Annotated in this window: 14 protein-coding genes; 4 read left to right on the plus strand and 10 right to left on the minus strand. The window is 57.5% G+C overall.

The features are described 5' to 3' along the window. Positions 1-53: 53 nt before the first annotated feature. Entirely contained in the window at positions 54-587 is a 534-nt protein-coding gene (locus K6M89_RS03660) for an outer membrane protein assembly factor BamE (RefSeq protein WP_064682165.1), read from the plus strand. Positions 588-859: 272 nt separating this feature from the next. Here K6M89_RS03660 and K6M89_RS03665 read toward each other — a convergent pair whose 3' ends face one another. The 3 genes from K6M89_RS03665 to ribH all read right to left on the minus strand — a co-directional run bounded on the left by K6M89_RS03665 (position 860) and on the right by ribH (position 4,138). Continuing rightward, complete coding sequence (locus K6M89_RS03665; RefSeq protein WP_097581675.1) at positions 860-2,998, minus strand: sodium-translocating pyrophosphatase; 2,139 nt, start codon at positions 2,996-2,998, stop codon at positions 860-862. 198 nt (positions 2,999-3,196) lie between these two features. Continuing rightward, on the minus strand, positions 3,197-3,679 hold the full coding sequence (gene nusB / locus K6M89_RS03670; protein WP_097581676.1) for a transcription antitermination factor NusB: 483 nt from the start codon (positions 3,677-3,679) through the stop codon (positions 3,197-3,199). 3 nt (positions 3,680-3,682) lie between these two features. Then, entirely contained in the window at positions 3,683-4,138 is a 456-nt protein-coding gene (gene ribH, locus K6M89_RS03675) for a 6,7-dimethyl-8-ribityllumazine synthase (RefSeq protein ID WP_097581677.1), read from the minus strand. A gap of 333 nt (positions 4,139-4,471) precedes the next feature. Here ribH and K6M89_RS03680 point away from each other — a divergent pair, with 333 nt between their 5' ends. The 3 genes from K6M89_RS03680 (at position 4,472) to K6M89_RS03690 (ending at position 6,052) form a co-directional block, all read left to right on the plus strand. Next, positions 4,472-4,831 (plus strand): hypothetical protein, encoded by a 360-nt coding sequence (locus K6M89_RS03680; protein WP_222138463.1) that lies wholly within the window; start codon positions 4,472-4,474, stop codon positions 4,829-4,831. Positions 4,832-5,007: 176 nt separating this feature from the next. After that, complete coding sequence (locus K6M89_RS03685) at positions 5,008-5,511, plus strand: cupin domain-containing protein (RefSeq protein ID WP_222138464.1); 504 nt, start codon at positions 5,008-5,010, stop codon at positions 5,509-5,511. Between the two features lie 25 nt (positions 5,512-5,536). Next, complete coding sequence (locus tag K6M89_RS03690; protein ID WP_222138465.1) at positions 5,537-6,052, plus strand: GNAT family N-acetyltransferase; 516 nt, start codon at positions 5,537-5,539, stop codon at positions 6,050-6,052. Positions 6,053-6,150: 98 nt separating this feature from the next. Here the strand turns inward: K6M89_RS03690 and K6M89_RS03695 are convergent, their stop codons facing one another. Genes K6M89_RS03695 through K6M89_RS03725 form a run of 7 tightly spaced genes read right to left on the minus strand, consistent with a single transcriptional unit; the run spans position 6,151 to position 12,086 of the window. Then, the gene (locus tag K6M89_RS03695) at positions 6,151-7,029 is read right to left on the minus strand and encodes a glycosyltransferase family 2 protein (protein ID WP_222138466.1); all 879 of its coding nucleotides are present in this window, start codon (positions 7,027-7,029) and stop codon (positions 6,151-6,153) included. Between the two features lie 45 nt (positions 7,030-7,074). After that, positions 7,075-7,827 (minus strand): class I SAM-dependent methyltransferase, encoded by a 753-nt coding sequence (locus tag K6M89_RS03700; protein ID WP_222138467.1) that lies wholly within the window; start codon positions 7,825-7,827, stop codon positions 7,075-7,077. A 3-nt stretch (positions 7,828-7,830) separates the two neighbouring features. After that, a complete protein-coding gene (locus tag K6M89_RS03705; protein WP_222138468.1) occupies positions 7,831-8,274 on the minus strand; it encodes a GNAT family N-acetyltransferase in 444 nt (147 codons plus the stop codon). After that, on the minus strand, positions 8,271-9,242 hold the full coding sequence (locus K6M89_RS03710) for a glycoside hydrolase family protein (RefSeq protein ID WP_222138469.1): 972 nt from the start codon (positions 9,240-9,242) through the stop codon (positions 8,271-8,273). The genes K6M89_RS03705 and K6M89_RS03710 overlap by 4 nt, the downstream gene beginning before the upstream one ends. Further along, complete coding sequence (locus K6M89_RS03715) at positions 9,239-10,207, minus strand: glycoside hydrolase family protein (RefSeq protein WP_222138470.1); 969 nt, start codon at positions 10,205-10,207, stop codon at positions 9,239-9,241. The genes K6M89_RS03710 and K6M89_RS03715 overlap by 4 nt, the downstream gene beginning before the upstream one ends. Before the next feature lie 56 nt (positions 10,208-10,263). Next, positions 10,264-10,968, minus strand: a complete 705-nt coding sequence (locus K6M89_RS03720) for a WbqC family protein (protein ID WP_097581689.1) — start codon at positions 10,966-10,968, stop codon at positions 10,264-10,266. A gap of 11 nt (positions 10,969-10,979) precedes the next feature. Next, entirely contained in the window at positions 10,980-12,086 is a 1,107-nt protein-coding gene (locus tag K6M89_RS03725) for a DegT/DnrJ/EryC1/StrS family aminotransferase (protein ID WP_097581690.1), read from the minus strand. Positions 12,087-12,192: the final 106 nt, after the last annotated feature.

The following is a 12,192-nucleotide window of genomic DNA, read 5'->3' on the forward strand; positions in this document are numbered from 1 at the left end:
CAGGAGGAAGCGTGCAAGGCCCAAACGGCTGCTATCGACACTCAAGGGAGTAGATGTCGTTGAAGAAACGGTATTTCAAGTCTGACATGAAGTTCTTCAGCAGCGCGGCCATTGCCTTCATAATCGCCTCAACCACTGCTCTTTCGGGCTGCCAGACCGGCACCGTGCTCAATGGCGGATACGTCGCCGACCAGCAGTCGCTGAACCTCGTTCCAGAAGGCTCGAGCCGCGAGCAGGCGCTGCTTTCGCTCGGCACCCCGTCGACGACGGCGACCTTCGACGGCGAAGTCTTCTATTACATCTCGCAGCGGCGCACGCGTTCGGTCGCCTTCCAGAAGCTGAAGGTCGTCGATCAGAGCGTTCTGGCGATCTATTTCGACAAGGACGGCGTCGTCAGCCGCCGCGCCAATTATACGCTGCAGGACGGCAAGGTGTTCGACACGATCGGGCGCGTTACGCCGACCGGCGGCAAGGAACTCACCTTCCTGCAGCAGATGCTTTCCGGCGGCAGCGCCGCGAGCGCGGCCCGCAGCCTGTTCGGCGGCGGCGCCGGCGGCACACCGCAAAATCCGAGCAGCCTGCGCTGATCGGACAAGCGTCAACGACAAAACCCGCCGGATCGCTCCGGCGGGTTTTTTGTTGACAAACCTCGTTTTTTACCCGGCATCCCGGCCAAGGAGATTGCCGACACCGGCCCCTCATCCGCCTGCCGGCACCGTCCTTCGGACCCCGCTCCGGGGCGAAGGGCGATAGTCGCACTCTTTCCGTCCCTTACCAACGTCTCGCATGGCACGTCCCCTCTCTCCGTTTTTACGGGGAGAGGGTTAGGGTGAAGGGCTGCCAGCCGCTGTTGCAGCCATCAACCGGCGAGAACGGCGAGCAGCAGCAGTGCCACGATATTGGTGATCTTGATCGCCGGATTGACGGCGGGGCCGGCGGTGTCCTTGTAGGGATCGCCGACGGTATCGCCGGTAACGGAGGCCTTGTGCGCATCCGAACCCTTCATGTGACGCACGCCGTCCTTGTCGACGAAGCCGTCCTCGAAGCTCTTCTTGGCATTGTCCCAGGCGCCGCCACCAGACGTCATCGAGATGGCGACGAAGAGGCCGTTGATGATGACGCCGAGCAGCGATGCGCCAAGCGCGGCAAAGGCCGAGGCCTTGGAGCCAGAGATCAGAAGCACGCCGAAATAGACGACGATGGGCGCCAGCACCGGCAGCAGCGACGGCACGATCATTTCGCGGATGGCCGCCTTGGTCAGAAGGTCGACGGCCTTGCCGTAATCCGGCTTTTCCGTGCCCTGCATGATGCCCGGCTTCATCTTGAACTGGCGGCGCACCTCCTCGACGATCGAGCCGGCGGCGCGGCCGACGGCGGTCATGGCGATGCCGCCGAAGAGATAGGGAATGAGACCTCCGAAGATCAATCCCGCCACCACGTAAGGGTTGGAAAGATCAAAGGAAATTTCGCCGATGCCGGCGAAATAAGGGAATCTGTCGCCATTCGCCGCAAAATATTTGAGGTCGTAGGAGTAGGCCGCGAAGAGAACCAGGGCGCCGAGACCAGCGGAGCCGATGGCATAACCCTTGGTGACGGCCTTGGTGGTATTGCCGACGGCATCGAGCGCATCGGTGGACTTACGCACCTCCGGCGGCAGATGCGCCATTTCGGCGATACCGCCGGCATTGTCCGTCACCGGTCCGAACGCATCGAGCGCGACGATCATTCCCGCGATGCCGAGCATCGCCGTGACCGCAATGCCGGTGCCGAACAGTCCACCGAGCTGGTAGGTGGCGAGAATGCCGCCAACGATGACGATCGCTGGCAGTGCCGTCGATTCCAGTGAGACCGCCAGGCCCTGGATGACATTGGTGCCGTGACCGGTGACCGAGGCCTGCGCGATCGAGACGACCGGACGCTTGCCGGTGCCAGTATAATATTCAGTGATAACCACGATCAGCGCGGTGACGACAAGACCGATGATGCCGCAGAAGAAGAGGTTCGCGCCTGATATATCGGTGCCTCCGACGGAGCCGATCAATCCCCAGCCGATTGTGAGCGAGGTGGCAGCACCAAGTCCGACGATCGACAGCAGGCCGGTGACGATGAGGCCCTTGTAGAGAGCGCCCATGATCGAGCCGTTTGCACCGAGCTTGACGAAGAAAGTGCCGACAATCGATGTGATGATGCAGGCGGCGCAGATCGCCAGCGGATAGATCATCGCCGACTGGAGGATCGGCGCGCCTGCAAAGAAGATCGCAGCGAGAACCATGGTGGCGACGACGGAGACCGCATAGGTCTCGAAGAGGTCGGCGGCCATGCCGGCGCAGTCGCCAACATTGTCGCCGACGTTATCGGCAATCGTCGCCGGGTTGCGCGGATCGTCCTCGGGAATGCCGGCTTCGACCTTGCCGACGAGGTCGCCGCCGACATCGGCGCCCTTGGTGAAGATGCCGCCGCCGAGACGGGCGAAGATCGAGATCAGCGATGCGCCGAAGCCGAGCGCCACCAGCGCATCGATGACTTCGCGCGAGCCGCTCTCATGGCCGAGCCCGACGGTCAGAATAGTGTAGTAGATGGAGACGCCGAGCAGCGCGAGACCCGCCACCAGCATGCCGGTGATCGCACCCGACTTGAAGGCGATGTCGAGGCCGGCGGAGAGGCTGGCGGACGCGGCCTGCGCGGTGCGCACGTTGGCGCGGACGGAGACGTGCATGCCAATGAAACCGGCAGCGCCGGAAAGGACGGCGCCGATCAGGAAACCGATGGCGGCCGTGGCGGAAAGAAGCAGCCAGGCTGCGATGAAGACGACGACGCCGACAAGGGCGATGGTGCGATACTGGCGCGTCAGATAGGCCTGAGCGCCTTCCCGGATATAGCCCGCGATCTCCTGCATCCGGCTGTTGCCCTGATCGGCGGCAAGCACCGACCGAGTTGCCCAGGCGGCATAGACCACCGAGAGCAGACCGCATGCGATTACGCATAAAAGAATGGTCATTTCGCTCTTTCCTCCATAGGCCGGAGTTCACTCCTCCTCCGGCAGATACGCCGCCGAATCGCCTTTCCTCTCCACAGAAATGCCACAGCTAAGCGGTGCGGAGATTGCGTGGTCGATCACGTGGCGTCAAGACCGCAACGGGCGAAAACCATTGCGGCATGAAGAAAGAAACGGGAAGATCGTTTGGCGTCTAAGAAGTTACTTCTTCGCCTCGCCGCGCACCTGCTTGGCGATGCGGTCGAGCACGGCGTTGACGAGCTTCGGTTCGTCGTCCTCGAAGAAGGCCTGAGCGATCTCGACATATTCGGTGACGATGACCGCCACCGGAACGTCCTTGCGGTCAATGAGTTCGAAGACGCCGGCGCGCAGGATAGCGCGCACGGTGCTGTCAAGCCGCGACAGAGCCCAATCATCCTGTAGCGCTGCAGCAATCAGCGGATCGAGGCGGACCTGATCGCGCACAACGCCGGAGACGATGGAGCGGAACCAGCCGGCATCGGCCTTCAGATAGGTCGCGCCGTCGATTTCCTGGCCGAGGCGGTGGGCCTCATATTCAGCGACGATTTCCAGAACGCCCGTGCCGCCGACATCCATCTGATAAAGCGCCTGAACGGCAGCAAGACGGGCAGCGCCCCGCTGGTTCGCAGTCTTGACCGGCCGTTCCGTCTTGTCGTCACTCATTCTTCATGCACCCAGTTTCTGCTTCAGCTCGATCATCGTCAGCGCTGCGCGAGCGGCAAATCCGCCCTTGTCCTTGTCGGAGCGGCGTGCGCGCGCCCAGGCCTGTTCGTCATTTTCCACGGTCAGGATGCCGTTGCCGATGGCAAGGGATTCGCTGACCGCGAGATCCATCAAAGCGCGCGAGGACTCGTTCGACACGATTTCGAAGTGATAGGTCTCGCCGCGGATGACCATGCCGAGGGCGACATAGCCGTCATAATGCGTGCCGCCATTGTCGTCTCCATCGAGCGACATGGCAATCGCTGCCGGAATTTCCAGCGCGCCGGGAACGGTGACGACCTCAAAGGTAGCGCCGGCCTCTTGCAATGCGAAGGTCGCGCCTTCGAGCAGGGCATCGGCCATGTCGTCGTAGAAGCGGGCCTCAACGATCAAAATATGGGGAGCGGTCTCTCTCGGCATGGTTCACCTTCGGTTTATGGGGCGTTTTCCACTCGGCAGGCCGCGGTCAAAACATGCCTTCATCGGAATGGCAAGCACTTTCGCCCGATGCCGCAACGCCAAAGACGAAATATCGGCAAAGGGATAGCTGCACAGCTGAGCAGGCCTTTCAAACCAGTTTCCCCGGACGCCTGGAAAACGGCAATTCGAAGGCAATTTTCATGAAGAATTTTTAATGTATTTTCAGTGGCTTAGCCCATTGAATCGCGAAGAGGGCAACGCCAATTCCATGTCGTGACAAGACGATCCCCTGCAAAGACAGCCGACCGTCAAAGCAGATGAAAGGATACAATCATGAACCGCGTTGTCACAATCACCGTCGCCGCCGCCCTCTCCTCGCTTGCATTTGCCGGCGCCAGCCGGGCCGAAAGCCTTGGGATGAACACCGCCCACGGCATCGAGCAGACGCTCAGGACCTTCCAGGGCAATGACTTCAACGTCGAGCAAGTCCATAACTGGCGCAATCTCGACGACGAGACGACGGGTCCGCGCTCGGCGCCGGAACGCTCCGGCCAAGCCATCCGCGGCATCCAGGCTTCGATCGACGCCAACCGGTCACTTGCCCGCCGGCTCAACAATGAAGGCGTCGACGTCCGCAACATCGTCAATGCCGAACAGGCGGCTGACGGAAGCCTGACTTTTTACGTCCGCTGAGGTTCCAGGCATTGCCAACGATCGAGTGTCCCGGTGCGTTCCGCCCGAAGCGCGGCGCTCGAGGCATGGGCGGCGGTCTCCTCTCCGCCCATGCCGGGGATTTCACGGATCAGCGCAGACGGGCATTGAATTTTCCGCCAAGATGATAGCTTCTCTTCCTGCAACAGGAGGACATCATGGCAACGGAACCGAAAGCGGTGATCAATATCGCCGATCTCCCGCTCGACCACTGGAAACAGGGCGAGTTCTACGAAGGCGCCGACGCCTCGTTCGGCGCACGTCTTGGTCTGGCCGGTCTCGGCATCAGCTATAACGAAGTGCCGTCGGGCAAATCGAGCTGCCCCTTCCACAATCACCATGTCGAAGACGAGCTCTTCTACGTGATCGCGGGCACCGGCGAATACCGCTTCGGCGACGAGCGCCATGCAATCAAAGCCGGCGACGTGCTCGGCGCGCCGGCCGGCGGCCCCGAAACGGCGCACCAGATCATCAATACCGGCACGGCGACTCTCGTCTATCTCGGCATCTCGACGATGGCGAAGACCGAGATCGTCGAATATCCGGATTCCGGAAAGTTTCTCGCCAAGACCAATCGGGATGGCGCAAGGCCCGGGCGATTCCGCCATATGGGACGCGCGGAAAATCCGCTCGATTACTGGGACGGCGAAGCCGGCGCGTGACGGCGCAACTCCCGGAGGATCTGATGTGACCGACATCCCCACGCTCGAAACGCAGCGGTTGACGATTCGCCCTCACCACCTCGACGACTTCGAAGCGCATGCCGCGTTGTGGGCGAGCGAGGATGTTGTCCGCTTCATCAGCGGCGCGCCCTCGACGCGCGAGCAGAGCTGGGCCCGTATGCTGCGCATTGCCGGCATGTGGCATCATATGGGCTTCGGCTTTCTCGCGATCGAGGAAAAGGCAAGCGGCCGGTTCATCGGCGAAGCCGGATTTCTCGAAGCCCGCCGCGAAATGGAACCGTCAATCGAGGGAACGATGGAGGTCGGCTGGGCGTTGATGCCGGCGGCCCAGGGCCGCGGTTATGCCACCGAGGCGCTGACAGCCCTGATCGGCTGGGCGGAAGCGCATTTTCCAGGAAAGGCAATGAGCTGCATCATCAGCCCCGAGAACGTGGCGTCGCTCAGGCTCGCAGCCAAGCTCGGCTTCCGCGAGATGGCGCGCGCGCAGTATAATGGCGAAGTCATTCAGTTTTCGCGTTAGGGAATTTCGTCGAGCGGACAGCGTAGCGCAGAGCATCCACCGCATGGGCCGAGGCTCGTGGAACGCGGAGCGAATGCCCGAGAGTGTGCCACCTTTATTTACATCAGTGCTTCTTCAATTTGCGCAATTCTTGCTCCAAGCTGGGGGAACGAATTCTGCCAGTGCCGGTAGATATTCAGCAGGTTACGATATGAGGTAGGCAAGTCGCTTGCTGGCAAGTAGCCTCTTTCAAACGCGAAATTTAACACGTCCTCATAGTAAGTGATTGCATAAATGAACTTCCAGTTGATTTGCGGGTTCGACGTGGCGTTCTCATGGCGCCTGAAATAGGAAAGCGGGGTGGGATGGATGACGAAGTTGCCGAGCTGCGCCAGTTCCACCCATGCTGATAAATCAATCAAACCAGGAAAGAGATCGCCTTGCATCTTATACAACCGGAATTGACCATTGCTATCGAAAGCATCCTTCTTCCGAAATAAAGCCGTTGTGTACTCTCCCACTAGATTGACGTGATTGAGAGCCGTCAATCGCAAGAAGTCGTCGCCAGAAACGATCTTGAGGCTATCTCCGGAAGCGTTGAAGTGGTTGATGAAGCCAGTAGTATGATTTTTTCCGTCAATCAAATAACGCGGAGAAAATGAAAGACGCGTGTTTCTTTCCTTTGTCGACTCAAGCGCCTCTAACAGGAACTGTATGCAGAAAGGGTGTAACACGTCGTCATCGAACAGGAATTTGATGTATTCGCCGCTCGCGATTTCCACCAGCCTGCGCACATTGTTCTCGGGACCGGGATTCGGATTGCGGCTGTATTGGACAAACCTTTCGTAGTTCCGGCAGATCGCCTGGATTTCATCAGTCGGACAATCATCCGACACCAGAATTTCGACATCGGTGAAGCTCTGAGCCAACGCACTTCGTAGGCACAGTTCGAAATAGTCGGCCTTGTATGCTGGAATACAGATCGATACGCGCGGCATCGGACATCCTTGGAATTTAGAAAGTCGAGTTCGGCAAAGCGCAGCCTATTGCGCTCGGCCTGCTTCACACATGAGAAAGATGCTGGCGCAGAGATCGGGATAGACTTGCCCCAGCTGATAACAACCCTCCAGATATTCACTGGAAATGATGTCGGTCTGAAGCAAACGATCCCACTGGAAATTTGCCAGAGCTTTGAAGAAAATGCCGGACCGATGCACAACGTTCAACCCTGCCAAACTTGCATCGCGCTCCAGGGTATCCAGTGAATATGTGATGCGGTGACCATGCTCCGCTTCCGCCTTCGTGATTGCGGAATTGTGGCTTATCAAACCCATTTTAACAGCGATCTGGCGGGACGGGGCATTCGCATTCGGGCATACCAGGAAGAGCCTACCGCCTTCCGATAGCCATTCGTCATTGATGCGCTTCAGCACGCCTAGCGGATCGTCCAAATGCTCGAGAACGTGTGTCAGCAGGACATTGTCATAGCGTTTGGGGAGCTTCACGTCTTCGAACACGTCATTGATAAATGTCAGGCTGTCGCCCAGTTCGTTCTGCGCGACGGCTATTGCCTCATCGGAGGCTTCTACGCAGGTGATATCGTCGAAATAGGGAACGATCCTTTTCGTGAAATCGCCCCGGAAACTTCCAAGTTCAAGCAGGCTTCCGGAGCGGAAAAAGGGCATGAAAGACTTCAGCATATAATGATGCATGACGTCAAAATCGAAGTTGTATGCGTAGCGATGATCACTAGCATCCTTGATTTCACTATTATAATCGCGCTTCTTCTCAGCCATCTTCTACCCCAAATCTCGCTTCATTGTCAGCATTGACTGTTCGCTATCCAGCACCACGAACCCATATCTGCGATAGACAGCGACGGCGGCCATGTTTTTCGCCTCGACCTGGAGGCGTATCGTTTCAAACCTCTTCTGCCTGGCCAAAGCCATGCTCCGCTCAAGCAACGCTCCCGCTATCCCCCTGCCGCGCCATTCTTCGAACACACTTAGATTCGTAATGAATGCCGATGTCTGTTGGGGATTGTTGCAATATATGGCCAGAAGCCCGATCAACCTACCGTCAGACCATGCCTCAAAGCGCTCGGCATTGAGCAGGATTTTCAGCGCATAAGCGTCGATGTCCACGCGTGCGCGAAGTCCCTCGGCGAAAACAGTTCCGCATTCATTCAAGTGGTAGGCGATGTCGCTTGCCGAAGCGAGGTTGTGGCCCCAATCCGGCGTCATGCAGCACGTTCCAATATTGCAGCGCCGAATCCATGCCGGCCAAACTGGTTTCCGTTATAGAGGAGGTAAATTGACCCATCCGCCTCAAAGACGTGCGGATAGCACAACATGTCGGAATCCCATTCGCCGTTCGTTCCTTCAATCCCCAATTCAAGGTCATCGCGTGACCAGTTGATCAGATCGTGCGAATAGGCGTGGCCGATTTGATAGCCGCGTTTCCTGTTAGTGCGAAAATCCGACGATTGCCGATAGCAGAAGAACATATGATAGCGATCATCGATCCGGATGACGGTCGGCAGAGCTTGGCTTTCGTCGGCACCAAGCCGATCCGGTATGATCTGCCTGCCTTCCTCCTTCTGCCAATTGATGCCGTCTGGCGAGGTCGCATGACCAATTTTATAAGTGCGATCCGGAGGCGCGCCCGGGGAGTATTCTTTCCACCCAGTCCCGAAAATGTACCACATGTGAAAGATGCCATCGATGAACTTCACAAAGCCGTCGCCGACCAGGCACGGCTCCTTGAGAGACGCCGACAAGACCGGCCCATCGCCGATCCTCTTGAACGACATCCCGTCGTCGTCACTGAGCGCAAGCCCGATTGCCGTATCGACCGAGACCGCAACCCTTCGATTCCAGCCGCATGTGTAGCCGTAGATCTTCCCTTCGTGTCGCATCACATTCATCGGGAAGATGCCATGCTCGTCAAAGCAACCGAGTTTGCCGAGTTCAATAACCGGCCTGTCGGAAACGCGAATGGCCCGCTCCAGAGTCTTCTCCATATCGACGAAAGCGACATGGCTGAGATATTTGCCGTTCACGTCAGTTGCGCGCGTTGAGAAGTAGATTCGTATAAAGCCATCGAAAACGAGCGCCTGGGGCGACTGCGCAAACTCGACACAGCCTGCGGGCAGATGATGCAGCGTGGGATCAAAGATCTTGCCCAGCTTCTTCCATCGCATCTTGGTCATGCGTCACCGAGCTTTCCGTCGAGAACAGCAAGGCCGAAGCCGTTGCGCCCGACTTGATTGCCGAGATAGGCCATATAGGTCTTGCCATCCAACTCGAAGACATGCGGGTAGCTAACCATCTCATCATCCCAGCCTGTGTCGGACACCGTCAGCCCCGCTTTGCTATCGTCACGTTGCCAGTTGACCAGATCGTTGCTCGAGGCGTAGCCGATACGGTATCCCTTTTCCTTGCCGCGATAATTCGTGCTGTGACGATAGCAGAAGAACATGTGGTAGCGCCCGCCGGCAAAGATCACATCGGGGCTCGCCTGTGCCTCATCGGTCTCGACGACAGATTCGATCAGATCTCTGTTCGCTTTCGTCCAGTGCACGCCATCTTCAGAGGTGGCTAGACGGATTTTGTACACAGGCTCCGCACGCCCATCGGCCATGATCCACTTGGAACCAGAGATATAGAACAGGTACCACCGGTCGTTAAAACGCCGAATCTTGGGACCACTCAGGACGAAGGGCTCATCCGGCGAGTATGGCACGACGGGTCCACAACCCGCCTTAGAGAAGGTCCGGCCTTCGTCCGTGCTCAAGGCCAATCCTATACCGACGTTGAATGGCACGGATTCGCATCGCGTCCAGCCGGCATAGTAAGCGCGTATGAGGTCGCCATCCCTGGCTACGGAGATCGGATAAGTACCAAATTGATCGAATTCGCCGAGACCGCCCAAATCCAGGACCGGACGTTCGCTGATCCGTATGATCTTAAACAAGTCAGCCCTATCCACGTCAATATAAGCAGAATGCGAGACATATTGCCCGGCCTGATCTGCTGGTGGGCGGCAGGAAAAGTATATTCGCACAAAATCGTCGAAAAGCAGTGTTGCAGGCGCTTGAGCAAACTCCTTAAGCCACGGACGATCCGTCACTTCCTGCGGCGTAAAAACCTTGCCTAACTTCTTCCATTTGAACATTGCTTCACCGATATCTTCTTCTTGGCAGACCGCCGAAAGGAAACACTCGTCCGCACCTAAGATTGAATGAGCTCATACGCACCCAGCATATTCCTCTGAATCTCTTCCACCGAATTGAACATGATGACATCCACAATTGACAGCCAGGGCACGAAATCAGCACCGAACTGAGAATATTCCACACACTTCGACTTGATGAATTTCAGTTCTATACCGCGCGCAGCAAACGCGTCTTGAGAGTAAAGTTCCATACCCCCTATTGCATTCACGTAGACCTCCGCGCCCGCTTTCTCGCAAAGTGCCAAAACCTTTTCCTGGGCCTTGAGATCGTGATTTATCGCTATTTCAGAGGAAACGGCGAAGTCTGCCCTGATGCCAAGGTAGCCGCAGATTTCCCTGATTGAGTTGAAAATATAGAAAAAAAGATTGTTGTCCGGGAAGCCTATCGCCTGCTCGATCACCGGGAAAGCATTGGAAAAAAATGGCGCGCGTCGATAAGCGCCTTGAATTTGATTCAGCAGCTTGTTGCGATCGAAGTCCGCCGACAGGCTGCGTTCGTACACGTCTAAACTATCCGGCGCGGCCTTCAGCGGCAGAGAGAATGTGGCGTCTCGGCCGTCGCGCAACATGCGGTTTCGGTTAATCCAACCCTTTTTCGTGTATTTGATATTGTCGTAAACGATGAATTTATCGACCGCACTGATCAGCTGAAAGTAACCAATGTAAGGAAAGAAATACGGCTGCATGATAGCCAGTTTCATTTCATCTACCCCTAAGAAGCAATGATCGCGCAGACCTTGTCGACGATCTCCATTTCCATGTCGGGATAGATGGGAAGGCAGAGCACTTGTTGTGCAGCTTCGGTTGCGACCGGCAGATTCGCGGGCTGCGCGGAAGGCAGGCTGCGGTACATCGAAAAGCTTGAGATCAGCGGATAGAAATAACGGCGCGGATGAATGCCGTTTTCCTTCAGCAGCTCATAGAGCTCATCGCGCGAAATGGCATAGCCGGGGCGTACGAGAATCGGGAAATAAGAGAAGTTGGAGACGGTCTCGCCGGAACGGTGCAGGCATTCTATACCCGCGACGCCGCGCAGACGCTCGCGATATGCGGCGTCGATGAGCCCACGCCTTTCGAGGGCGAAGTTAATGTATTTCAGCTGCAAGAGGCCGAGCGCAGCGTTGAATTCGCTCATTTTGCCGTTCGTGCCCGGCGCCACCACGGTCACCTCATCGACGTAACCGAAGTTCTTCAGCTGGTCGATGCGGGTCTTCGTCTTGACATCAGGGCAGATGATCGCCCCGCCTTCGAATGTGTTGAACACCTTCGTCGCGTGGAAGCTCAGGATGGAAAGGTCGCCGTGATTGAGAATGCTTCCCCGCTCGTCTTCCACGCCGAAGGCATGGGCGGCGTCATAGATGACCTTGAGATTGTAGAGATCGGCGATCTTCTGGATCGAATCGACGTCGCACGGGTGGCCGTAGCAATGCACCGGCATGATCGCCGTCGTCTGCTGCGTGATCGCCGCCTCGATCTTCGCCGGATCGAGATTGAGCGTCACCGGATCGATGTCGACGAAGACGGGCTTTAAGCCGTTCCAGAGAAGCGAATGCGACGTGGCTACGAAGGAATAAGGCGTGGTGATGACTTCGCCCGTGACGCGGAGCGCCTGAAGGGCCGTCAGCAGCGCAACTGTGGCGTTGGAAAAGAGGCTGATGTGCTTCACGCCGAGATGGTTGCAGAGCTCCTGCTCCAGTAGCTCGTGGAACGGCCCGCCATTGGTCAGGATGCGATTGTTCCAGATCGCTTCCAGCGAAGGAATGAATTCTTCGAGCGGCGGCAGGCTGGGCTTCGTTACATAGATCTTTTCGTTTTTCATGACGCCGTCCGAGTTGGGCCCTATCAAGCAATTGGCCTGGCACGAACATCACGGCTTAACCTGTTCCCAAGCTGACCAGCGAAATTCCTGCCAACAGTGTGGCGCA

It is taken from the genome of Rhizobium croatiense (genome assembly GCF_019793465.1).
In the GTDB taxonomy this organism is placed as follows: Bacteria; Pseudomonadota; Alphaproteobacteria; order Rhizobiales; family Rhizobiaceae; genus Rhizobium; species Rhizobium croatiense.

Coding starts and splice junctions, on each gene's coding strand:
- K6M89_RS03705 (WP_222138468.1), bottom strand. CDS start 8,274: ATGACGCCGGATTGGGGCCACAACCTCGCTTCGGCAAGCGACATCGCC.
- K6M89_RS03700 (WP_222138467.1), bottom strand. CDS start 7,827: ATGGCTGAGAAGAAGCGCGATTATAATAGTGAAATCAAGGATGCTAGT.
- K6M89_RS03680 (WP_222138463.1), top strand. CDS start 4,472: ATGAACCGCGTTGTCACAATCACCGTCGCCGCCGCCCTCTCCTCGCTT.
- K6M89_RS03715 (WP_222138470.1), bottom strand. CDS start 10,207: ATGTTCAAATGGAAGAAGTTAGGCAAGGTTTTTACGCCGCAGGAAGTG.
- K6M89_RS03695 (WP_222138466.1), bottom strand. CDS start 7,029: ATGCCGCGCGTATCGATCTGTATTCCAGCATACAAGGCCGACTATTTC.
- K6M89_RS03710 (WP_222138469.1), bottom strand. CDS start 9,242: ATGACCAAGATGCGATGGAAGAAGCTGGGCAAGATCTTTGATCCCACG.
- K6M89_RS03725 (WP_097581690.1), bottom strand. CDS start 12,086: ATGAAAAACGAAAAGATCTATGTAACGAAGCCCAGCCTGCCGCCGCTC.
- K6M89_RS03685 (WP_222138464.1), top strand. CDS start 5,008: ATGGCAACGGAACCGAAAGCGGTGATCAATATCGCCGATCTCCCGCTC.
- ribH (WP_097581677.1), bottom strand. CDS start 4,138: ATGCCGAGAGAGACCGCTCCCCATATTTTGATCGTTGAGGCCCGCTTC.
- K6M89_RS03660 (WP_064682165.1), top strand. CDS start 54: ATGTCGTTGAAGAAACGGTATTTCAAGTCTGACATGAAGTTCTTCAGC.
- K6M89_RS03720 (WP_097581689.1), bottom strand. CDS start 10,968: ATGAAACTGGCTATCATGCAGCCGTATTTCTTTCCTTACATTGGTTAC.
- nusB (WP_097581676.1), bottom strand. CDS start 3,679: ATGAGTGACGACAAGACGGAACGGCCGGTCAAGACTGCGAACCAGCGG.
- K6M89_RS03665 (WP_097581675.1), bottom strand. CDS start 2,998: ATGACCATTCTTTTATGCGTAATCGCATGCGGTCTGCTCTCGGTGGTC.